We start from the raw sequence: 21765 nt of genomic DNA on the forward strand, positions 1-21765 counted from the left end.
GGCTCGCCCGGGTAGGATCGCCCCATGGACTGGGAGATCTGGAATCAGGGGCTGTGGGCTCTTCTGCCGACCGTCAGCATCGGCCTGATCTTCTGGTACATCATGCGCGCCCTGATCCGCTCCGACCGCAACGAGCGCCGCGCCTACGACCGCATCGAGGCGAAGGAGCGCGCCCGCCGCGGTCTGCCGCCGCGCGACGCCTCCTGACCGACCCCGCGGGGTGCGGGGCGCGAAGCGCCCGCCTCCTGCACGCGAGCGACACACGGCGAGGAGACCCGGTGACCCCACCCGACTGGTCGCTCGTGCTCGCCGTGGCCGCGATCGTCGTCGAGCTCGTCGTCCGAGTCGTGGCGGTGATCGTCGTGCCGCGCAACCGCCGCCCGACCACGGGGCTCGCGTGGCTGATGGCGATCTTCCTGATCCCCTACGTCGGCATCCTGCTGTTCCTCTTCATCGGCAGCTACCGGCTCCCGCGCAAGCGCCGGCGCAAGCAGGAGGAGATCAACCGGTTCATCCTCGAGTCGACCGAGGGGATCGACCGCGTCGCGCGCAACCATCCGTGGCCGCAGTGGCTCGAGTCGGTCGTGACGCTGAACCGCAACCTCGGAGCGATGCCGCTGGTCGGCGGCAACGACGCGCGCCTGCAGGGCGGGTACGAGGAGACGATCCGGGCGATGGCGGCCGAGATCGACCGCGCCCGCCGCTACGTGCACTGCGAGTTCTACATCCTCGCCGCCGACTCGACCACCGAGCCCTTCTTCGCCGCCCTCGACCGCGCCGTCGCGCGCGGTGTGACCGTGCGGATCCTGCTCGATCACATCGCGTCCATCCGCGTGCCGGGCTACGCCGGCGGCACCTACCGCCGGCTCCGGGCGCTGCGGGACGCCGGGGCGCACTGGTCGTACATGCTGCCCGTGCGCCCGTGGCGCGGCCAGTACCAGCGGCCCGATCTCCGCAACCACCGCAAGCTGCTGATCGTGGACGGCGACGCCGCCTTCATGGGATCGCAGAACGTCGTCGACTCGGGCTACAACAAGCGCGGCAACATCCGCCGCGGCCTGCCACTGGCACGACCTGATGGTGCGCCTCGAGGGGCCGGTCGTGCAGGGTTTGAACGCGATCTTCATCACCGACTGGTACAGCGAGACGGACGAGCTGCTCCTGCGCGAGTCGGAGCCGATGGAGGCCCTCCAGCAGCGCGACACGATCGACTGCCAGGGTCGTGCCGAGCGGGCCCGGATTCGCCGGCGAGAACAACCTGCGCCTCTTCCTGGCCCTGCTCTACTCGGCGCAGAAGTCGATCATCATCACGAGCCCCTACTTCGTGCCGGACGAGGCGATGCTCTACGCCATCACGACGGCGACCCGCCGCGGTGTGCACGTCGAGCTGTTCGTGTCCGAGATCGGCGATCAGGCCGTCGTCTACCACGCGCAGCGCTCCTACTACGAGACGCTGCTGACGGCGGGCGTGCGCATCTGGATGTACCGCAAGCCCACGATCCTGCACGCGAAGCACTTCACGATCGACGACGACGTCGCCGTCATCGGCTCGAGCAACATGGACATGCGCTCGTTCACCCTGAACCTCGGAGGTCTCGCTGATGGTGCGCGGCTCCGAGTTCGTCGAGGACCTGCGCCAGGTGCAGCAGGACTACCGCGAGCACTCGCGCGAGCTCACGCTGCGGGAGTGGCGCGGTCAGCCGCTGCGCTCCACGATCCTCGACAGCCTGGCGAGGCTCACCTCCGCCCTCCAGTGACCCTTTCAGGGGTCGAGCCGAGGAACCCTCACCTCTTGTAGGCTCCGAGCGACGGCGCCTCCGTGGCGGCCGTGCTCACGATCGGAGTCGCCACCGTGGTCCCACGCCCCGTCCTGCAGAACCCCGCGAGCATCCCGCTGAGCGCGGGGGCGCGCCGTCCGGCTGCGCGGTGCCGACGGGATCGCCGCGCTGCGCCGGTCGATCGACGTGGACGTCCCGTCGCCGCCCGCCTTCCGGATGGACCTCGCCGTCGCGGCGTTCGACGGGGTGCGGATCCTGCACGTCGTCTCGACGCCGCTCGTGCTCCGCTGGCCGAACGACCGCGTCGTCGAGGCGGCGACGATCTTCGTGCTGCCGATGGAGGGCGAGCTGCTGGTCGAGTCGGAGGCCGGATGCGCGACGGTGTCGGGCGGCGTCCTCATCCTCTCGGCCGACGTCCCGGTCGTGGTGACGGCCTCGCGCCCCGTGCGGTTCCTCCTGCTGCGCCTCGCGCTGCCCGCCTCCGAGCGGCCGCGCCGGGCGGAGCCGCCGCGCCGTCTCGCCGCCGTCGCCCGTGGCGCTCACGGCCCGCTCCGTACTGCGCGCCGTCCTCGCCGACCTCGACATCGCGCACGCGGTGCAGGCCGACTACCTCCGGGACGCAGTGCAGCGTCTGGGCCGGGTGCTCGACGGCGAGCGTGCCGACGCACCCGCCGAGCGGATGGGCCTGCACGACATGGTCGACGCCGCCGAGCAGGTCATCCGGTCCGACTACACCGACCCGACGCTCGACCCCGGAACCGTCGCGCGCCGCTGCCGCGCGCGGTCTGCGGACCCTGCAGAGGGCCGTCGCCGACGAGCGGGGCACGACCGCTGCGCGACCTCCTCTCCGCCGTCCGCACCGAGAACGCGCTCCGCATCGTCGCCGGGCCCGAGGGGCGGAGCTCCCGCTCAGCGAGCGTCGCGCGGCGCTCGGGCTTCTCGTCGCCCGAGCGCCTGCGGCGCGCGATCGCCACCGAGACCGGGCTCTCGCCCAGCGAGTACCGCCGCCGCCTGCGCCGGGAGGAGCGCGCGGTCGGCTGAGCGCGGCACCGTCGACCGGCGCGCACTCTCGCTCCTCCGCCCTTCGGGCGCAAGGCCCTGTGCGCGTCGAGGGCGTCGGCGTAGCGTCGATCACTCCTCTGCACCGCTTGCACCCGGCCCGCCTCGTCGCGCCGGGTCCGAGAAGGGATCGACATGACGGCATCCGGAACCACGCGCATCCTCATCCTGGGCGGCGGGTACGTCGGCCTCTACACGGCCTGGGGGCTCGAGAAGCTCCGCGGCCTCGCTCCGATCGACGTCACGGTCGTCGAGCCGAACCCCTACATGACCTACCAGCCGCTGCTGCCCGAGGTCGCCGGCGGCCACGTCCAGCCGCGCCACGTCACCGTGCCGCTGATCTCGGCGCTCAAGCGCACCCGCGTCATCCGCGGGGCGATCACCGGGGTGAGCCTCGAGGAGCGCACAGCGTCCGTCGCCGCGCTCGACGGGTCCACGCGCACGCTCCCGTTCGACCAGGTGGTCTTCGCCCTCGGCGCCGTCACGCGCACGTTCCCCACCCCCGGCCTCGCCGAGCACGGCATCGGCTTCAAGACGCTCGAGGAGGCCGCGCACCTGCGCGACCGCGTCATCGAGAGCATCGCCCGCGCCGCCCTCACCACGGACCCGGCCGAGCGCCGCCGCCTGCTCACCTTCGTCTTCGTCGGCGGCGGCTACACCGGCGTCGAGGCCCTCGGCGAGCTGCTCGACCTCAGCCGACGCACCCTCGCGGCGCAGCCGTCGCTCTCGATGGGCGACGTGAGCTGGCACCTCGTCGAGGCCCTCGACCGCGTGGCTCCGGAGGTGGGCCCCGAGCTCTCGAAGTGGACGCTCGAGCACCTGCGCGCCCGCGGCGTGAACGTGCACCTGAAGACCACCATGCCCTCGTGCGAGGACGGCGTCGTCGAGCTCTCGAGCGGCGAGCGCATCCCGACCGCCACGCTCGTGTGGACGGCCGGCGTCAAGCCGAACCCGATCCTGGAGGCGACGGACGCGCCGCGCGGTCCCCGCGGCCACGTCATGGCCGACGCCCGCCTGCGCGTGATCCGCAAGGACGGCACGCCCGTCCCCGGAGCCTGGGCGGCCGGCGACGGCGCGCAGGTCCCCGACCTCACCGCCGAGAAGCAGCCGGCGTACTACCCGCCGAACGCTCAGAACGCGGTGCGCCAGGCCAAGCTCCTCGCGCGCAACATCATGGCCGACCTCACCGAGGGGCCCGTCGAGGAGTACCGCCACGTCTCGGTCGGCACCGTCGCCGAGTACGGCATCGGCAAGGGCGCGGGCGTGATCAAGGGCGTGAAGCTGCGCGGTCCCCTCGCCTGGCTCGCCCACCGGGCGTACCACGGCGCGGCCATGCCGAGCCTGGACCGCAAGTGGCGCGTGATCTCGGGCTGGATCGTCGATGCGATCGGCTCCGCGCGATCTCTCGCCGATGAGCGCGATGCAGGATCCTCGGCGCGCGTTCCGCGAGAGTGCGGAGGCGACCGATCGGGCGGCGGCGGCGAAAGCGGCGCAGAAGACGGCGGACGAGGCCGTCGAGGAGACGAGCGGGCCGAGAAGGCGAGTGCGGCGAAGGAGTAGCGGCCTGCCGGTCCGTCAGGCCCGGCGCCGGGGCTTCAGCCGGACCGACGGCAGCGTCGGCGCGGGGAGCGCGGGGCCGTCGTAGCCGGCGACCGCGCCGAACGGACCGGAGGGGTCGCTCCCCGCGATGACGTCGGCCTGCCAGCGCTCGCGCGCGGCGGCGACGCTCGTCGTGGCTGCGCCCGACGAAGTTCCACCACATCACGAGGTCCTCCTCGAACGGCTCGCCGCCGAGCAGCATCACGCGCCCGCCGCCCTCGCCCGCCGAGAGGCGGAGTGCTCGAGAGCCCGGGCGCGACGTAGCCGAGATCGGCGCGCGCCACCTCGATGCCCTCGACCTGAACGGGGCCCGCGTCCACCAGGACCCCGTGCTCCCAGGCGGCGTCGACCGGCAGCTCGAGGGGAGGCTCCGGGCTCGAGGTCGATCTGCGCGGCGAGGAGCGGGGTGAACGTGCTCGCGGGGACGGACGCGCCCAGCATCGCTCCGACGACGACGCGGACCACGGCGCCCGGCAGCTCGACCCGCACGCCGCGGTGGTGCTCGAAGAACGGCGCGACCCCCAGGCGCGCTCTCCGGCAGGGCGACCCACAGCTGCACGCCGTGCAGCACGGGCGCGCCGCCGGTCGAGACCTCGGAGTGCGAGATCCCCGTGCCGGCGGTCATCAGGTTGAGCTCGCCGGGCCGCACGAGCTGGTGGCTGCCGACGCTGTCGCGATGGTCGATCTCGCCCTCGAAGAGCCAGCTGACGGTCTGGAGACCGGTGTGCGGATGCGGCGGAACGTCCATCCCGGCCTCCTCGCCCAGGGTGACGGGGCCGTAGTGGTCGGCGAAGCACCAGGCGCCGATCGTGGAGCAGAGCGCTGGGGGAGGGTGCGGCGCACCTCGATGGCGCGCGGGCCGCCCAGGGGCACGAGGCGCGCCTCGAGGATCTCGACCGGCGGAGTCCGGATCGACTCGGGCTCGGCCGTCGTCCCGCGGGCGGAGGGCACCGGGTGCTCGTCCGGGTGCTTCTCCAGGTTGCTCATGCGGGAAGTGTATGCCTCTGCATGGAGCTGCGGAGGAGGGTCACGGGACGGCTGCACGCGGGCTCGACCGGCTCCGGCGAGAGGGGCGCTGCGGGCGCCGCGACCGCGGGCGCCCTGACCGCGGGACCCTCCACCGGCGTCCCCGCCTCGGGCACCTCGATCGTCGTCGCGTCGTCCTCCCGCGCGCCCGCGATCGCGTCGGCGACGCTGCGGTGGACGAGCTCCGTGTCGGGCTGCTCGGGGACGGTCAGGGGCAGGCCGAGCTCCACCCGCACGAACGGGTGCTCGCGGGCGGCGACGGCCAGGCGGGCGAGCGCGGGGAGGGAGGAGGCCGGCAGGCTCGTCGAGACGTTCTCGCCGCCCGCGCGGGCGATCGCGCCGAAGCGGGTCAGGACGGTCAGCGGGTCGGCCTGGCGGAACAGGGCGGCCTGCAGGCAGCCCTGGCGCTCGGAGCGGTCGGCGTCGGAGGTGTTCACGCGCGAGCGGGCGAACCAGAGCGCCTCGCCGCCGTCGAGATGCTGCAGACCGGTCGCGATCGGCGGGCCGTACTCGACGGGACGGCCGCCGTCGTCGGGCACTCCGGCCTGCAGGACGGGGCGGTTCACCACGACCGAGACCCCGCCGAGGGCGTCGACGAGGTCGACGAAGCCGGTCATGCGGATCGAGACCGTGGCCGAGACGGGCAGACCGGTGTAGCCCTCGACCGCGCGTCCCGCATCGCGTCGGCGCCGGGGTCCGCGCTGCCGGGGTAGAGCTCCGGATGCTCGAGGCCGTACTGGTAGGTGTGGTTGATGCCGCAGCCCGGCGATGCAGCGGGTGCCCTGCAGGGGCGGCGCCCGCGAGCGCCGAGTCCGCGGGGTAGAGGAAGTTCGACGCGGTGCGCGGGATCCCGAAGAGGACGCTCCGCCCGGTCACGGCGTCGACGCTGACGAGGGTCAGGGAGTCGGGCAGCAGCACCTTGTCGCGCAGCGGATCCTCGTCGATCCCCATCAGCAGGATGTTGTAGCGGCCGTCGACGGGCTCGGCGCCGGCGCCGGAGGCGGAGATCGCGGTCAGGAGGCGGTGCTGGGCCGAGACGGTCGAGACCCACCAGGTCGTCGCCCGAGGGGCGCCAGGACGGCCAGCACGGTGACCACGGCGAGGGCGGGAACCGGTGCGGGGCCCTGCCGGGCGAGGAGGGCCGCCGCGATCGGACCCGAGGCCCAGAACACCCCGATGAGCGCCCCGACGACGCCCAGCAGCAGCAGCGCCCGGGTGTCGGTGGCGAGACCGACGAGGGTGCGGGGATCCCGCAGCACGACCGCCGCCGTCAGGGCGACGACCAGCACGGCGACGACGGCTGCTCCCGCTCGGACGATCGCCGCCCGGGGTCGGCCGAGCATCCGATGGCCGAGCCCGGGCACCGACGGAGGCGAGCACCGCCAGCAGTGCTCGCCCCGTGGTCATCGGGGCGCCCGGACCGGAGTGCTCGCGCACCTCGGGCTCGGACGCCCTCTTCGTCGCGCGTCAGGCGCTCGCGCTGCGGCGTCGGGCGACGACGAGGCCGCCGGCGAGAAAGCGCTGCCGAGCAGTGGACGGGTGGTGCGGTTCATGCAGACGGTTCCCCGGGATGACGACGCGCCACCACTGCGGCAGCGCATCGCCATCCTGCCGTCGCGGAACGCCGTGCGCATCCTCCAGAGGACGGACGGTGCGCAATCGAGACGTCGCGTCCCGGAGCCCTCGTCGGCGACCCTCCGCGATCGCCCTCACGCCCAGGGCGAACAGGGGTCCGACCCCGGGGAGCGCTGGTTACAGTCGTCTCTATCGGAGCCCACCCCTGCGGGTTCCGTAGGGAGTGACAGCATGTTCGAGAGATTCACCGATCGCGCACGGCGCGTCGTCGTCCTGGCCCAGGAAGAGGCCAAGATGCTCAATCACAACTACATCGGCACGGAGCACATCCTGCTCGGGCTGATCCACGAGGGCGAGGGAGTGGCCGCCAAGGCGCTCGAGTCCTCGGCATCTCGCTCGACGCGGTGCGCGAGCAGGTCCAGGACATCATCGGCCAGGGGCAGCACGCAGCCGACGGGGCACATCCCTTCACGCCGCGCGCCAAGAAGGTGCTCGAGCTCTCGCTCCGCGAGGCTCTGCAGCTCGGCCACAACTACATCGGCACCGAGCACATCCTGCTCGGGCTCATCCGCGAGGGCGAGGGCGTCGCCGCGCAGGTGCTCGTGAAGCTCGGCGCCGACCTCAACCGCGTGCGCCAGCAGGTCATCCAGCTCCTCTCCGGCTACCAGGGCAAGGAGCAGGTCGCGGTCGGGGGAGAGCAGCAGCAGCCCCAGGGCGGCTCGCAGATCCTCGACCAGTTCGGCCGCAACCTCACGCAGGCCGCGCGCGACAACAAGCTCGACCCGGTCATCGGGCGCGAGAAGGAGATCGAGCGCGTGATGCAGATCCTCTCGCGCCGCTCCAAGAACAACCCGGTCCTGATCGGCGAGCCCGGCGTCGGCAAGACCGCCGTCGTCGAGGGCCTCGCCCAGGCGATCGTGCGCGGCGACGTGCCCGAGACGCTGAAGGACAAGCAGCTCTACACGCTCGACCTCGGCTCGCTCATCGCCGGTTCCCGCTACCGCGGCGACTTCGAGGAGCGCCTGAAGAAGGTGACGAAGGAGATCCGCACCCGCGGCGACATCATCACCTTCATCGACGAGATCCACACGCTCGTCGGCGCAGGGCCGCGGAGGGCGCGATCGACGCCGCCTCGATCCTCAAGCCGCTGCTCGCCCGCGGCGAGCTGCAGACGATCGGCGCGACCACGCTCGACGAGTACCGCAAGCACTTCGAGAAGGACGCCGCTCTCGAGCGCCGCTTCCAGCCGATCCAGGTGGCGGAGCCGTCGCTCCCTCACACGATCAACATCCTCAAGGGCCTGCGCGACCGCTACGAGGCGCACCACAAGGTTTCCATCACCGACGGCGCCATCGTGTCGGCCGCGAACCTGGCCGATCGCTACATCAGCGACCGCTTCCTCCCGGACAAGGCGATCGACCTGATCGACGAGGCCGGCGCGCGCCTGCGCCTCTCGATCCTGTCGGCGCCCCGGAGCTGCGCGACTTCGACGACCGCATCGCCGTCGTCCGCGCCGCGAAGGAGGCCGCGATCGAGGACCAGGACTTCGAGAAGGCCGCCTCGCTCCGCGACGAGGAGAAGCAGCTGCTCGGTGAGCGCCTGCGCCTCGGAGAAGCAGTGGAAGTCGGGCGACGTCAAGGCGACCGGTGTCGTCGACGAGGGCCTGATCGCCGAGGTCCTCGCCCAGGCGACCGGCATCCCGGTGTTCAAGCTGACCGAGGAGGAGTCCTCGCGGCTCGTCTTCATGGAGAAGGCGCTGCACCAGCGCGTCATCGGTCAGGAGGAGGCCATCGCGGCCCTCTCGCGCACCATCCGCCGCACCCGCGCCGGGCTCAAGGACCCCAAGCGCCCCTCCGGGTCGTTCATCTTCGCCGGCCCCACGGGCGTCGGCAAGACCGAGCTGGCGAAGGCGCTCGCCGAGTTCCTCTTCGACGACGAGAACGCGATGATCTCGCTCGACATGTCGGAGTACGGCGAGAAGCACACCGTCTCGCGGCTGTTCGGCGCCCCTCCGGGTTCGTCGGCTTCGAGGAGGGCGGCCAGCTCACCGAGAAGGTCCGCCGCAAGCCGTTCAGCGTGGTCCTCTTCGACGAGATCGAGAAGGCGCACCCCGACATCTTCAACTCCCTCCTCCAGATCCTGGAGGAGGGACGCCTGACCGACGGTCAAGGCCGGGTGGTCGACTTCAAGAACACCGTCATCATCATGACCACCAACCTCGGAGCGCGCGACATCGCCGGCGGCCCCGTCGGCTTCCAGATCGAGGGCGACAACGCCACCGGCTACGACCGCATGAAGGGCAAGGTCAACGAGGAGCTCAAGAAGCACTTCAAGCCCGAGTTCCTCAACCGCGTGGACGACACCATCGTCTTCCCGCAGCTGTCCAAGCCCGAGCTGCTCCAGATCGTCGACCTGTTCATCAAGCGCCTGGGCGACCGTCTGCTGGACCGCGACATGACCGTCGAGCTGACGCAGCCGGCGAAGGAGCGCCTCATCGAGGTCGGGTTCGACCCGGCCCTCGGTGCCCGCCCCCTCCGCCGCGCGATCCAGCGCGAGATCGAGGACCAGCTGTCCGAGCAGATCCTGCACGGCCAGCTCGGCTCCGGAGACCACATCCACGTGGACTTCGCCGAGGGAAGTTCGTCTTCACGACGACTCCGCGCCTCATCTCGATCAGCGCCGGTGCGACGACCGGAGCGGCGACCGCCGGCCCGGCGACGCCCGACCTGATGGCGTAGCACGCACGACCACGACGAGCCCGTCCCTCTCTCCGGAGGGGCGGGCTCGTCGTCGTTCCGGCCCCGTGCTCACCAGGACCTGCGTCCACCAGGCCCTACGCTTGTCCGATGGCCGATTGGAAGTACCCGGTGCGCCGGGCCCGCACGAGCGACGTCCCCTTCATCCAGGAGCTGAGCGAACCCCTGGTCAACGAGCGCATCCTGCTCGGGAAGGACCGCGTCGTGCTCTACGGGGCGGTGCAGGAGTTCCGCATCGCCGAGGACGGCGAGGGCAACGCCATCGGATGCGGCGCCCTGCACGTCATGTGGGACGACATCGCGGAGGTGCGCACCCTCGCCGTCGCCGACGGCTGGCTCGGCCGCGGCGTCGGCCACCACATCCTGGAGAGGCTCGAGAACGACGCCCGCGAGCTCGGGCTGAAGCGCCTGTTCTGCCTGACCTTCGAGGTCGACTTCTTCGCGCGGCACGGGTACTCGCCCATCGGCGAGAAGGTCGTCGACCCCGAGGTGTACGCCGAGCTGCTGCGCTCGCCTGACGAAGGCGTCGCCGAGTTCCTCGACCTGGCGCGGGTGAAGCCGAACACGCTCGGCAACACCCGCATGCTCAAGACGCTCTGACGGCTGCGGCGTCGTAGCCTGTTCCGGTGACTCCGCCACCCCGCCGCCTGCCCTCCGCGGTCTACCGCAGGCGCAGGGCGGGGTCCTGCTCGCCCTCCTCGTGATCGTGGCGGGGCTGGCGGTCGTGCTGTCGCTGCAGCCCTGGGCCGGATCATCGCGCGCGGGCAGTGCGAGCCCCACGGCCACTCCGCTGCCCACGCTCTACCCGTCGTCGATGCCCGCCGCGTCCGGGGCGGTCCCCGACTGCACGGCCGACATGGTCGCGGTCACGGCGGTGACGGACGCGACGAGCTACGCCTCCGGGGAGAACCCGCAGCTCTCGCTGTCGCTGGCGAACATCTCGAACTCGGACTGCGTCATCGACGCGGGGACCTCGCAGCAGGTCTTCACCATCACGAGCGGCTCCGACCCGATCTGGACGTCGACGGACTGCCAGATCGGCGCCTCGGATCTCGAGGTCCTCCTGCAGGCGGGCCGGACCGTGACCGGCAGCCCCATCACGTGGGACCGCACCCGCTCTTCGCCCGACACCTGCTCCGGCGGGCGGGAGGCCGTCTCGGCCGAAGGGGCGGCCTACGCTCTGTCGGTGTCGATCGCGGGGATCCCGTCGGGGTCGACGACGCAGTTCCTGCTGCAGTAGTTCTCGCCCGTCCGACGGACGCGGCCCGCCACGTCGCGCGCCTACGCTCGGGAGCATGAGGGCGATTCCCACCGGTGTCCTGTCCGCCGTCACCGCAGCCGGGCTGCTCCTCGCTCCGCTGCTCGCCGCGCCCGCCGCGTCGGCGAGCGGTCTCGTGGCCGGAGTCGACGACTTCCGCTTCTCGGAGTACTCGGCCGACTTCGTGCTCGACCGCGACGACGAGGGCCGCTCGACGCTGACGACCGAGGAGACCTTCGTCGCCGAGTTCCCGCGGAACCAGAACCGCGGGATGCAGCGCGCGATCCCGCTCCGCTTCGACGGGCATCCGACGGACGTCGAGCTGGTGTCGGTGACGGACGAGGACGGAGCGCCGCGTCCGATCGAGACCGAGACGGAGGACGATGTCCTGATCGTCACGAGTGCCTCCGACGACTACGTCGCGGGTGAGCAGACGTACGTCTTCACCTACCGGCAGCGCAACGTGACCCTGCCCGCCTCCGGCACTTCGAGCGGAGAGGACGAGTTCTACTGGGACACGAACGGCACCGCCTGGCGGCAGCCGTTCGACGACTACCGGATCCGGATCGAGCTCGGCCCAGGGCTCGCGGAGGCGGCGACCGGCACGGCCTCGTGCTACCGCGGTGCCGCCGGCTCGACGGAGGGGTGCGTCCTCGAGGAGGGGGACTCGGTGGTGACGGCGACGGGCGCTGATCTGGCGGCCGGCGAGAACGTGACCGTCGCGGTGGGCTTCGCTCCGGGCACCTTCACTCCGCGGGACGACAGCTACTTCGCCTCGGCGTGGGGGTGGGTGCAGCTGGTCGGACTGGTGGCGCTGCTGGCGCTCCTCGCCGCGGCGGCGCACCGCAGGGCGACGGTGCTGAAGGACGCGCCGGGGCGGCCGACGATCATCGCCGAGTACGAGCCGCCGCTGCAGGGGCTGTTCCTGCTCGGCGCAGCTGCGGTCGAAGACCACCCGGGCCGCGGCGGCCGCGCTGGTCGACGCGGCGGTGCGGCGCTTCGCGCGGATCGAGGAGATCGAGGGGCCCAGGGGGAAGCCGGCCTTCCTGCTGCGGGTGCTCGATCCGGCGCAGGTGTCGCTGCGGGGCGCCGGTCGACCGCGGCCCTGGCGGTCGACGAGCAGCGCTTCCGCGACATCGCGTTCGGGCCCTCGCCCGCGCCGGGTGCTGTTCGCGACCTGTCGGACAAGGACAAGGAGTTCGGCAAGGCGGTCACGGGGTTCCTGAGCGCCCTGCCGAAGCGGCTGGAGGAGGAGGGCCTGCGGCGTCCGGGGACCGTCCGCGGGTCGGTGTGGCTGATCCTGGCCACCGTCGTGGCCGCGATTCTCGCGGTGGTCGGCGGTGCGGGTCTGCTCGTCGCGTCGCTGGGCGGAGCGCTGCCGTTCGTCCTGGTGCTGGTCGCGATCGCGGTGGGCGCGACGGTGTGCGTTGCTTCTGGCGAAGGTGCCGCTGACCTCTGCGGGGGCGGAGCTGCGGGACCATCTGCGCGGGTTGGAGCTGTACCTGAAGCTGGCGGAGGCCGACCGGTTCGCGATGCTGCAGTCGCCCGAGGGGGCGCAACGGAGCCGGCTCGGTCCGGTGGAGGTCGTGGAGGTGACCGAGCGGCTGCTGCCGTGGGCGGTGCTGCTCGGACTCGAATCGGAGTGGGCGAGCGCGCTGGCCGTGGCGTACGAGCGGGCGGGTGAGGACCCGGTCTGGTACTCGGGGTCGAGCGGGTTCCACGCGGCGGCCTTCGCGGGCAGTGTGTCGTCGTTCTCGTCGTCGGCGTCGAGCTTCGTGGGCTCGTCGACGAGCTCGTCGAGCGGCGGTGCCGGAGGGGCGGCAGCTCGGGAGGCGGCGGCGGGGGCGGCGGAGGCGGCGGGGTCTAAGCGCCCTGCATCCTCGATCGAGGGCCGGAGCGGCCCTCCGGGATGCGCTCCGGCACCGGTACGAGGGCGTGGGTGATCGCGCTCGAGAGGGTGAAGGCGCCGGAGTCGAGGTGCGAGGAGTGCCCGAGGCGGGTGGCCTCGTTGGCGCGCTGCTTCGCTCCGGAGGCGGGTCGGATGTCGCCGGAGAGGCTGATCTCGCCGAACGCGGCGATGCCGGGGCGGAGCGGCGTGTAGGCGTGGGCGGAGGCGATCGCGACGGCGATGGCGAGGTCGGCGGCGGGCTCCATCAGCTTCACTCCACCGACCGTCGAGACGTACACGTCGCAGCGCCGCAGCGGGATGCCCGCCTGCCGTTCGAGGACCGCGAGGATCATCGCGACGCGGGAGGCGTCGACTCCGTTCGTCACCCGGCGCGGGTGCTCGCCGTCGTTGGCGATGACGAGGGCCTGGATCTCGACGGGCAGGGCGCGCCGCCCCTCCATCGCCACGGTGACGCAGATGCCCGGGGTGGGGAAGCGGGTACGCGACAGGAAGAGGCCGCTCGGATCGGGGATCTCGGCGATGCCCTCGGCGGTCATCTCGAAGCAGCCGACCTCGTCGGTCGGGCCGAACCGGTTCTTGAGCGAGCGGACGAACCGCAGTGCCGTCTGGCGGTCGCCCTCGAAGTGGCAGACCACGTCGACCAGGTGCTCGAGCAGGCGCGGGCCGGCGATCGAGCCGTCCTTCGTCACGTGCCCGACGAGCACGAGCGGAAGCGCGCGCTCCTTGCAGACCCGGATCAGGGTGGCCGCGACCTCGCGGACCTGGCTCGGGCCGCCGGGCAGGCCGTCGACGGTGTCGCTCGCGACGGTCTGCACCGAGTCGACGATGAGGAGGTCGGGCTGCACCTCGTCGATCTGACCGAGGACCGTCGCGAGGTCGGTCTCGGCCGCGAGGTAGAGGCTGTCGTGCATCGCTCCGGTGCGCTCGGCGCGCATGCGGACCTGCGCGGCCGACTCCTCGGCGCTGACGTAGAGGACGCGCTGGCCCTCGGCGGCGGCGCGCGACGCGACCTCGAGCAGCAGCGTCGACTTGCCCACGCCGGGCTCGCCCGAGAGCAGGACGACCGCACCCGAGACGATGCCGCCGCCGAGCACGCGATCGAGCTCGCCGACGCCGGTCGGCCGGTGGTGCGCCCCGGACGTGGTGGGGATCTCGGTGATCGGCCGGGCGACGCGCCCCGCGGACGGGGCCACCGCCGCGACCGCGCGGACCAGCCCCGTGCGCTCGGTGCTCTCGACGACCGTGCCCCACTGCTGGCACTCGCCGCAGCGGCCGACCCACTTGGCGGTCGTCCAGCCGCACTCCGAGCAGCGGTAGGCGGCGGTGCGCGTCTTCGAGGCGGCCATGAGGTCCTTCCGGAGCGGGTGGGAGGTGGGGAGAGGGTCTGCAACGAGGCTAGGAGCCGCCTCCGACATCGGACGTTCCTTCGAACGTGTCTTCGACGATACCGGGCGGCACCGACACGCGAGGGTGCCGCGCCCGCGCCGGGGAGAACGGTGCAGGATCGCCGCCTGTGGAGAGAGGCTCGCCCCGAGCGGCGCGCCGGCGCTGTCGGAGGTCTGCGGGAGGATGACCCCATGGCGTCGACAGTGCACCACCTCAAATCCGGCCGCGCGCTCGGGGTCTCCTGGACAGGTCCGGAGGACGCCGAGCACGTCGTCGTGCTGGCGCACCCCGCCCCCGGCTCGGCCGATCTCGATCCCGACCCCGCGGCGACCGCCCGGCACGGCGTCCGGCTGCTGTCGTTCGACCGCCCCGGCTACGGCGACTCCGAGCTGCTGAACGACCTCGACCAGGCGGGGGCCGGCGCCCGCGACCCCCGAGCAGGCCGCCGCCGACATCGCCGAGTACCTCGCCACCATCGGCATCGCCTCCGTCGCCGCCGCGGGCTGGTCGGCCGGTGGCCGCGTCGCGCTCGCGCTCTCGGCCAACTACCCGGGCCTCGTCGAGCGCGTGGCCGTGCTCGCGACTCCGGCGCCCGACGACGCCGTGCCGTGGGTCGGCGACGAGAACCGGGCGATGCTCGAGTCGCTGCGCGCGCTGCCGGTGGCCGACGCCGTCCAGACCCTCCGCGCCGCGCTCGAGCAGGCGTTCGGCCCGGCTCCCGCTCCGGCCGCCCTCCTCGGGATGCTCGGCGCGAGCGAGGCCGACGCCCCGCTGCTCGAGGCGCCCGGCGTTCGCGACCGCCTCCTCCGCATGCTCGGGCGAGCCGCTGCCCAGGGCGCCACCGGCATGGCCGCCGACATCATCGGCTACACGCTGCTCGACTGGGGCTTCGCGGTCGACGCCGTCGCCTCGCCCGCGCTCCTGCTCTACGGAGCCGAGGACGCCGAGGTCGGCCGCCTCCACGGCGAGTGGTACGCCGCCCGACTGGCCGACTCGCGCCTCGAGGAGGTCCCCGGCCGCGGACACCTGCTCGCCGTCTCGGAGTGGGACCGCGTGCTCTCGTTCCTCCTGCCCGCGGTGGTCTGACCCGTCCGGCCCCTCGATCCCGCGCCGATTGGCGCGACTTGTGAGCGTCGCGTACACTCGACCCCGGTACCGTGTCCGAGCGGCCGAAGGAGCATGTCTCGAAAACATGTGTGGGCTTGCGTCCACCGTGGGTTCAAATCCCACCGGTACCGCCACTGTCGAAGGCCCCCTGCTTCCCCGGAAGCAGGGGGCCTTCGTCGTTCCCGGTGTACGAGATCCATATCGGGAGGTCGAGTCGCTTCCGAGTGAGCCCGTGAGCTGCGATGGAGTAGACGTACGGTCCCGGTTTGGTGCCGAGCTCGTGGATCCTGTCGGCGAACTCGATGCAGAGATCGCCCATCCGCACCGCTGTCAGGTCACCGCGAGCGAACACCACGACTTGGGCGGAGACTCGTGCGATGGACTGCGCCTCCAGAGGCCGACTGGCTATGCGGTGATCCTTGGCAAGAAGGACGAACCCCGCGTCGGTTCCTTCGCTGATCCACTCCTCATCCCGCATGCCCTGCGCCCGGTGGTCGCCGAATTCCTCGGCCAGAGTGCGCGCGTCCCATCCGGCGGCTCGCAACCTCCCGATCAGCGCTCTCTGGCCGAGTGATCTGTCGAGGAGGAAGCGAGCCACCGGCACGTCACGCCGCCTTGAGGATCAGAGACTTCACTTCGGCACGCCGAAGTCCGAAGTCGTCGGCGACATCCTCCATCGGCTCGCCACCTCGAACCCGACTGACGATGTCCTCCACGCGCACGCCGATTCGATCGACCGTCGGCTGACCGGCGTTCCGATGCGGGTCGACGACCACATCCACCGCTTCGAAGGCGGGGAGGCGAACGGCGTCAGCGAATCCCCCTCGGTAGGTGATGTGCTGCAGGAACTCGGCGACCACCTCGTTGAACACGCCTTGATGATTGCGAACGACGACCAGCTCGTTCTCCCCGTTCCGGTAGGGGATCTCGGCGCCGTCGGTCTGGAGGCGCTCGCTGAGAAGAGCGTGCTAGAGGCCGATCTCCTTCCGAAGGACTTCGATCGCCGGTCGAATCCTGGCCATCGGAAGCCCGACCCGACGGAAGGACTCGATGATGAAACCTTCGGCGAGGGCCGCGAACGGCACCGTCAGCCTGCGCCCGTCGGTCACTCCTGTGAGAAGAGGGGCGCTCCACCCCCACTCACCGGCGGTGCGCTGGGGGAAGCGATGACCGTGCGCCCACCGCGCGAACGATGAAGCGGGAGCCTGAATGATGCCTGCCGCTTCGCTCTGACCGTAGATCGGCGTCAGGACGCCGGATCAGTGAGCTGCGTTTGCATGCAAACAGGTGAGACGCGCACGAGTGCGGATGGAGGTCGAGCGCGGAAAGGCGCCTCGTGATCGTGGAACGGGGTTCTACGGCCGGCGGCGGGACGACGCCGCGTGCGCGAGGAGCGTCGCGACGACTCCGACGGCCACGCCGATGGCGGTTTCGAGGGCGCGGTCGCGGAGGAGGACGAGCTCGTCGGTGCGGTGGGCCAGCTCGACCATGAGGATCGCGAGCGGGGTCACGAAGGCCAGGGTGAGTCCGTAGTTGCGTCCGACGAAGAGCTCGGCGAGGACCTGGAGCAGGACGACGACGGCGATCGTGGCGAGCGGCGACAGGGGGAGGGCGAGGAGGGCGGCGGCGATCGCGACTCCGACGACGGTGCCGAGCATCCGGTGGCCCGCGCGGACCAGGCGGGCGGTGACGTCGGCGCCCGAGACGGCGGCGACAGCGGCGACCATCGCCCAGTAGGGGTGACCGAGGCCGGTGGCGGTGGGGATCGCGCCCGAGACGAGGACGACCGCGCCGAAGCGGAGCATCGCGGCGCGGGTCGTCGAGCGGGCGGCGGCGGCGCGGAACGAGGTGCGCCACGGGGTCGGCGGGAGGCGGCGGGCGCTCGGGGCGGCGACTCCCACCACTCCGACGAGGAGGGCGAAGGCGGCGGACGCGGCCGAGAGGAGGAACGCCTCCGGGATGCGCGAGGCGTCGGTGGGCACGGAGGCGCACGCGGTCACGGCGAACACGGGGAAGAGGGGCCCGGCGGGTGCCAGTGCAGGGCATCGGTGAGGTAGGCGGCCGCCACCGCGACGGCGACGACCACGGGGATGATCAGCCACTCGCGGGCGGGGAGAGGGCGACGGCGGTGCCGATCGTGACCGTCGCGACGAGGTAGCCGGCGGCCGAGAGCTGCATCCACAGGCGCGGGCGGTGCGTGTGCTGGCGACCGTAGAGCGCCGTGAAGGCGCCGAAGGTGGCGTAGAGCGCGAGATCGGTGCGCCCGAAGGCCCAGAGCACGAGGAGCGGCACGGCCATCGAGACGCCGGCGCGGATCGCGACGCGGTGGGCGCCGGCGTGCGGGCCGAGGGCGACGAGCTCCTTGGGGTGCGGGAGTGGGGGCAGGAGGGTGGTGGGCACGGCGTCCTCTCGGTGGGTGGATCCGAGCGGCGGCGGCCGGAAGTGGTTCACGGGTGAACCGGATATACTTTACTCGTGAACGATCGAGAGAGTCCAGCCCGCGACGCCGTCGACGAGATCCGGGCCGGCTGGGCGATGCTGCGGCCCGAGCTCGATACCGAGGCGGTCGACGTGATCGGCAGGCTGATCCGCGCCTCCGCGCTCGTCGTGCGGGCGACGGAGGAGCGGCTCGCCGCCCACGGACTCACCCGTGGCGAGTTCGACGTGCTGACGACGCTGCGGCGGGCGGGGAGCCGCGGTCGCCGAGCGCGCTGCGGACCATCGGACTCGCCTCCGCTCCCGCGATCACGAAGCGGCTGCACGCGCTCGAGACGCGCGGGCTCGTCGTGCGGTCGGCGAACCCGGCCGACGGGCGGGGGGCGCTGATCGCGCTGACCGAGGACGGCGTCGAGCTGATCGACCGGGCGTTCCCCGAGGTGCTCGCGGTCGAGCGCGAGCTGCTGGCGGGCGTGTCCGCGGCGCAGCGGGCCGAGGCGGCGCGCTCGCTCCGCGCGGTCCTCGCGAGCGTGGAGTCGGCGCACGAGCGCTGAGATCCCTCGGCCTCCGCTCCGCCGTGCTCGCTACCGTGGGAGCATGCGCCTGACCTCCAGCTTCACTGTGGCCACCCGGCCGCCGCTGCTGCAGCTGGTCAAGACGGCCGTCGCCACCGTGGTCACGTGGGGTGTCGCGGCCGCGATCTTCCCCGGCACGCTGCCGGTGTTCGGCGCCATCGCGGCCCTGCTCGTCGTGGCGCCGAGCGTGAACCAGTCGTTCGCGAAAGCGCTCGAGCGCAGCGTCGGGGTGATCCTGGGCGTCGTCCTCGGCTCGGTCATCGGCACGCTCTTCGGCGGCGAGAGCGTGATCGTGCTGATCGCGATCGTCGCGGCGATCGCGGTGGGCTGGGCCGTGCGGCTGACGCCGGCGTCGGCGGTGCAGATCCCGATCAGCGCGATGCTCGTGCTCTCGGTGGGCGCCGTCACTCCGAACTACGCGTTCGACCGCATCGTCGAGACGCTGATCGGGGCGGCGGTCGGAGTCGTCGTCAACGGTCTCATCGTGCCGCCGGTGGTCCTCGGTCCGGCCGAGCGGGCGGTGGGCGACCTGACGGCCCAGGTCGCCGCGGCGCTCGACGACCTGGGCGACGCCCTGCAGACCCCGGTCGAGCGGCGGCGGCTCGACGAGCTGCTGATCAACGCGCGGCTGCTGCAGACGATGCAGCTGAAGGCCGAGGCCGCGATCGCCACCGGGGAGGAATCGCTGCGGCTGAACCCGCGCCGCTCCGCGCACCGCGACCGGCTCGAGGCGCTCGACTCCGTCACTCCGCGGCTCGCCAGGATCGTGACCCGAGTCCGCGGCATGACCCGGACCGTGCACGACCTGTACGACGTGGAGCTAGTGCGCGAGCCGACGATCTCGGACATCGCCGTGCAGCTGCACCGGGCGGCGCACGACCTGCGGCTGCTGGTGCAGTCGGCCGTGGACGTGCCCGAGCCGGAGGCGATCACGGACGAGCTGCCCGCGCTCACCGCGCCGCTCGTGATCGCGACGCCGCATCCGGAGCACTGGATCCTGGTGGGGGCGCTCGCCGAGGACCTGCGCCGGATCCGCGAGGAGATCGTGGGCGAGGAGTCCTGAGGCTCAGCCCGTTCAGCCCCTGTGCGCGTTCTCGGCGTCGTCGTCGCGCAGGGCTGCCGGATCGGTCGCCTCGGCGTGCTGGGTCTTGCCCTCGGCGATGAGCGAGTCGTCGTCGGTGAGGATGCCGACCAGCTCGGTCACGCGACCGCGGGCGGCGCCGAGCGGATCGGCGATCGGAGCGTCCTCCTCGGAGTGGTCGATCTCGTCGTCGGGGTAGCGCTTCAGCTCGGCCTCGCCGCGGTCGGGCTGCGGGGCGCGCGCGTGCTCGACGCAGAGCCGCGCCACCTCCTCGGCGTGCGCGTGCATGACGGAGTGCGCGGCCTCCGGGATCTCCCACGCGCGGGCGAACGGCATCGACCCGGCCAGCTCCTCGATCCACTCCCGGGGCACGAGCCGGTCGTGCTCGCCCCGGATGAGGAGTGCGGACGCCTGGACGCGCGGCACCGTCCGCTCGATCGGGTAGTGCATCATCTCGGGAAGCACCCGCGAGAACCAGCGCGGGCCGCAGAGCAGGTAGGCGCCGGCGGCCAGCACGGCCACCCGCCGCGGCTCCCGGAGGCTCGACTGGGCGAAGCGGAGGCCCGCGATCGGGACCCGGCGCTCGTGCCGGTTCATCACGGGGCCCAGCAGCACGATCGTCGTGAGCTCGGGGCGCTGAGCGGCGAGCTCGGCGACGACCTGGGTGCCCATCGAGTGGCCGAGGACGACGGGATCCACGAGCCCCAGCTCGTCGATCACCCGGCCGACGAGCGCGGCGTAGTCCGGAATGGTCATGTGCCGGGCGTGCGGCGGGTGCGGGACGCCGCCGAAGCCGGGCAGGTCGAGGGCGTGCACCGGACCGAACTCGTTGAGCGCGGGGGCGAGGCGCTCGAAGTAGGTGGCGGCGACCCCGATGCCGGGGACGAGCACGAAGGTGCGCTCGCCCGTGCGGCCGACGGTGCTGACGCGGGCCCAGACGTCCTCGTGGTGGATCCGCTGGACGGAGACGTCGGTGCGTCTGTAGCGGCGGCGCGGATCGCGGCGGCGGGAGCGTGCGGTGGCGAACGCGTCGCGGAGGCGGGCGCGGGCGCCGAGGGCGACCGAGGGGAGGCTTCGGGGCACGGGCGCCTCCTTCGACGGCGGGGTGGTCGCAGTGAGCCTAGGGGCTCGCCGGAGCCCTCAGATGAGCATGTCCTCCGAACGGTGGAGGATCAGCCGCGCGGGGCCGAGGTGGAGGACGCCGTTGCCCAGGGGCGCCGTGCGCACGCCGCCGCGTCGCCGCAGGGCTTGGTGGGCGCCGGGTGCTGAGGGCGGTGTTCATCCACGCGCACGGGTTGGCCGGCCGGCCGCCCTGGAACTCGATGCGCTGATCGTCCTGCTCCAGCGCGAACGTGCGGCCCGCGAGGGCGTCGACGTCGGCGCCGCGGAGGGTGATGTTCCTGCGCGCGTCGGCCGGGTCGAAGGGCCCTGCTCCGAGTTCGGCGGCCGCGTGCTCGAGCGACTCGATCGCGAACAGGGTAATCGCCGCGGTGCGGTGCGCCCGCTGGGCGAAGTAGCGGTCGCCGACGATGCCGAGGCCGGCGCGGATCTCGATCCGATCGGGCTGCTCGTTGCCCTCGAACGGGATCGCCCCGTCGGCGGGCCGGCCCTCGTAGCGGTGCAGCGGCGACACGACGAAGCGCACGATCTCGATCGAGGCGGCTTCCATGCGCTCCAGCGCTACGCGGGCTCGGCACACGGAAGGGGGCGTCGGGACGTCTACGAACGCTGATCCTGTCGCCCGGGGAAGTCGACCTGCACCTCGGCGGTGTCGGCCTGCTCGCCGCATCCGTCGCCGTTCGGTTCCCGGATCCCGCTCCACTCGACCGGGTGGTCCGCGTCGAGCACCGTGCGGCCCGCGAAGTCGACGGCGCTGACCGCGATCTCGTCGGGCAGCTCCTGGGCGATGCCGAGGAGCCACGGTCCGCCCACGTTGTGCGTCCTGAAGTACTCGCGCATCTCGTCGTCCGCAGCGACGTCGGACGCCGTCGAGCAGGTGTCACCGGCGCAGACGGTGACATCGGCCACCTCCTGCAGCCCCGGACCGCTGCCGACCACGAGGACGGAGTTGTGCCAGTAGCTCTCGGCGCAGGAGATCCCGGCGGTGGTGCAGCCGCCCAGGGCGAGTACGAGCAGGAGCGCCGCACCCGATCCCGCTCCGCGCCCCATGCCTCCGGCAGTAGGTCTTCCCGGCGTCCGGCGGCAGGCCTACAGTGAGCC

22 protein-coding genes, 1 tRNA gene and 3 pseudogenes are annotated in these 21765 nt (G+C 72.4%); 12 read left to right on the forward strand and 14 right to left on the reverse strand.

Annotation, left to right across the window (positions count from 1 at the left end; genetic code table 11):
* Window positions 1–24: 24 nt before the first annotated feature.
* The 4 genes and pseudogenes from AC0CII_RS19335 (at window position 25) to AC0CII_RS19350 (ending at window position 4397) form a co-directional block, all read left to right on the forward strand.
* On the forward strand, window positions 25–207 hold the full coding sequence (locus AC0CII_RS19335) for a hypothetical protein (protein ID WP_465226751.1): 183 nt from the start codon (window positions 25–27) through the stop codon (window positions 205–207).
* A gap of 71 nt (window positions 208–278) precedes the next feature.
* A pseudogene (gene cls / locus AC0CII_RS19340) lies at window positions 279–1757 on the forward strand (cardiolipin synthase).
* A 207-nt stretch (window positions 1758–1964) separates the two neighbouring features.
* Window positions 1965–2819, forward strand: a complete 855-nt coding sequence (locus AC0CII_RS19345; RefSeq protein WP_465230351.1) for a hypothetical protein — start codon at window positions 1965–1967, stop codon at window positions 2817–2819.
* A 153-nt stretch (window positions 2820–2972) separates the two neighbouring features.
* On the forward strand, window positions 2973–4397 hold the full coding sequence (locus AC0CII_RS19350) for an NAD(P)/FAD-dependent oxidoreductase (protein ID WP_465230352.1): 1425 nt from the start codon (window positions 2973–2975) through the stop codon (window positions 4395–4397).
* Between the two features lie 240 nt (window positions 4398–4637).
* Here AC0CII_RS19350 and AC0CII_RS19355 read toward each other — a convergent pair whose 3' ends face one another.
* From AC0CII_RS19355 to AC0CII_RS19375, 5 genes and pseudogenes are all read right to left on the reverse strand, one after another.
* A complete protein-coding gene (locus tag AC0CII_RS19355; RefSeq protein WP_465231133.1) occupies window positions 4638–4925 on the reverse strand; it encodes a hypothetical protein in 288 nt (95 codons plus the stop codon).
* A gap of 115 nt (window positions 4926–5040) precedes the next feature.
* Window positions 5041–5436: pseudogene (locus AC0CII_RS19360) on the reverse strand (pirin family protein); the annotation flags it as partial.
* Complete coding sequence (locus tag AC0CII_RS19365) at window positions 5420–6079, reverse strand: LCP family protein (protein WP_465230353.1); 660 nt, start codon at window positions 6077–6079, stop codon at window positions 5420–5422. The pseudogene AC0CII_RS19360 and the gene AC0CII_RS19365, both read right to left, overlap by 17 nt.
* The gene (locus AC0CII_RS19370) at window positions 6076–6513 is read right to left on the reverse strand and encodes a hypothetical protein (protein WP_465230354.1); all 438 of its coding nucleotides are present in this window, start codon (window positions 6511–6513) and stop codon (window positions 6076–6078) included. Before AC0CII_RS19370 ends, AC0CII_RS19365 begins: the two co-directional genes overlap by 4 nt.
* Complete coding sequence (locus AC0CII_RS19375) at window positions 6476–6805, reverse strand: hypothetical protein (protein ID WP_465230355.1); 330 nt, start codon at window positions 6803–6805, stop codon at window positions 6476–6478. Before AC0CII_RS19375 ends, AC0CII_RS19370 begins: the two co-directional genes overlap by 38 nt.
* A 463-nt stretch (window positions 6806–7268) precedes the next feature.
* Here AC0CII_RS19375 and AC0CII_RS19380 point away from each other — a divergent pair.
* The 4 genes and pseudogenes from AC0CII_RS19380 (at window position 7269) to AC0CII_RS19395 (ending at window position 12735) form a co-directional block, all read left to right on the forward strand.
* Window positions 7269–9775: pseudogene (locus AC0CII_RS19380) on the forward strand (ATP-dependent Clp protease ATP-binding subunit).
* A gap of 108 nt (window positions 9776–9883) precedes the next feature.
* Window positions 9884–10393, forward strand: coding sequence for an amino-acid N-acetyltransferase (locus AC0CII_RS19385; RefSeq protein ID WP_251946136.1), 510 nt, complete (start codon window positions 9884–9886; stop codon window positions 10391–10393).
* 100 nt (window positions 10394–10493) lie between these two features.
* Window positions 10494–11033 carry a hypothetical protein gene (locus AC0CII_RS19390; protein ID WP_465230356.1) on the forward strand — a complete coding sequence of 180 codons (540 nt, stop codon included), beginning with the start codon at window positions 10494–10496 and terminating at the stop codon, window positions 11031–11033.
* A 55-nt stretch (window positions 11034–11088) separates the two neighbouring features.
* Window positions 11089–12735: a DUF2207 domain-containing protein gene (locus AC0CII_RS19395; protein WP_465230357.1), complete on the forward strand. Its 1647-nt coding sequence runs from the start codon at window positions 11089–11091 to the stop codon at window positions 12733–12735.
* Between the two features lie 179 nt (window positions 12736–12914).
* On the opposite strand, the gene radA is transcribed toward AC0CII_RS19395, so the two are convergent.
* Window positions 12915–14306, reverse strand: coding sequence for a DNA repair protein RadA (radA, locus tag AC0CII_RS19400; RefSeq protein WP_207408009.1), 1392 nt, complete (start codon window positions 14304–14306; stop codon window positions 12915–12917).
* 514 nt (window positions 14307–14820) lie between these two features.
* Here radA and AC0CII_RS19405 point away from each other — a divergent pair.
* Complete coding sequence (locus AC0CII_RS19405; RefSeq protein WP_465231017.1) at window positions 14821–15432, forward strand: alpha/beta fold hydrolase; 612 nt, start codon at window positions 14821–14823, stop codon at window positions 15430–15432.
* A gap of 65 nt (window positions 15433–15497) precedes the next feature.
* Window positions 15498–15587, forward strand: a tRNA-Ser gene (locus tag AC0CII_RS19410).
* On the opposite strand, the gene AC0CII_RS19415 is transcribed toward AC0CII_RS19410, so the two are convergent.
* From AC0CII_RS19415 to AC0CII_RS19435, 5 genes are all read right to left on the reverse strand, one after another.
* On the reverse strand, window positions 15566–16051 hold the full coding sequence (locus AC0CII_RS19415) for a PIN-like domain-containing protein (protein ID WP_465230358.1): 486 nt from the start codon (window positions 16049–16051) through the stop codon (window positions 15566–15568). The genes AC0CII_RS19410 and AC0CII_RS19415 overlap by 22 nt on opposite strands.
* Before the next feature lie 7 nt (window positions 16052–16058).
* On the reverse strand, window positions 16059–16313 hold the full coding sequence (locus AC0CII_RS19420; RefSeq protein WP_465230359.1) for a DUF433 domain-containing protein: 255 nt from the start codon (window positions 16311–16313) through the stop codon (window positions 16059–16061).
* Window positions 16314–16421: 108 nt separating this feature from the next.
* The gene (locus tag AC0CII_RS19425; protein ID WP_465231018.1) at window positions 16422–16703 is read right to left on the reverse strand and encodes a hypothetical protein; all 282 of its coding nucleotides are present in this window, start codon (window positions 16701–16703) and stop codon (window positions 16422–16424) included.
* A 105-nt stretch (window positions 16704–16808) separates the two neighbouring features.
* A complete protein-coding gene (locus AC0CII_RS19430; protein ID WP_465230360.1) occupies window positions 16809–17453 on the reverse strand; it encodes an FUSC family protein in 645 nt (214 codons plus the stop codon).
* Window positions 17454–17547: 94 nt separating this feature from the next.
* Entirely contained in the window at window positions 17548–17853 is a 306-nt protein-coding gene (locus AC0CII_RS19435; protein ID WP_465230361.1) for a hypothetical protein, read from the reverse strand.
* A 53-nt stretch (window positions 17854–17906) separates the two neighbouring features.
* Here AC0CII_RS19435 and AC0CII_RS19440 point away from each other — a divergent pair, with 53 nt between their 5' ends.
* A complete protein-coding gene (locus AC0CII_RS19440) occupies window positions 17907–18443 on the forward strand; it encodes a MarR family winged helix-turn-helix transcriptional regulator (protein WP_465230362.1) in 537 nt (178 codons plus the stop codon).
* Between the two features lie 43 nt (window positions 18444–18486).
* Entirely contained in the window at window positions 18487–19527 is a 1041-nt protein-coding gene (locus AC0CII_RS19445) for an FUSC family protein (protein WP_465226739.1), read from the forward strand.
* Between the two features lie 12 nt (window positions 19528–19539).
* On the opposite strand, the gene AC0CII_RS19450 is transcribed toward AC0CII_RS19445, so the two are convergent.
* From AC0CII_RS19450 to AC0CII_RS19460, 3 genes are read right to left on the reverse strand one after another with little or no spacing between them, the layout of a single operon-like run.
* Complete coding sequence (locus AC0CII_RS19450) at window positions 19540–20628, reverse strand: alpha/beta fold hydrolase (RefSeq protein ID WP_465226738.1); 1089 nt, start codon at window positions 20626–20628, stop codon at window positions 19540–19542.
* Between the two features lie 37 nt (window positions 20629–20665).
* Window positions 20666–21214 carry an MOSC domain-containing protein gene (locus tag AC0CII_RS19455; protein WP_465230363.1) on the reverse strand — a complete coding sequence of 183 codons (549 nt, stop codon included), beginning with the start codon at window positions 21212–21214 and terminating at the stop codon, window positions 20666–20668.
* 50 nt (window positions 21215–21264) lie between these two features.
* Window positions 21265–21714, reverse strand: coding sequence for a hypothetical protein (locus tag AC0CII_RS19460; RefSeq protein WP_465226736.1), 450 nt, complete (start codon window positions 21712–21714; stop codon window positions 21265–21267).
* Window positions 21715–21765: the final 51 nt, after the last annotated feature.

It is taken from the genome of Rathayibacter sp. AC182 (assembly GCF_979253875.1).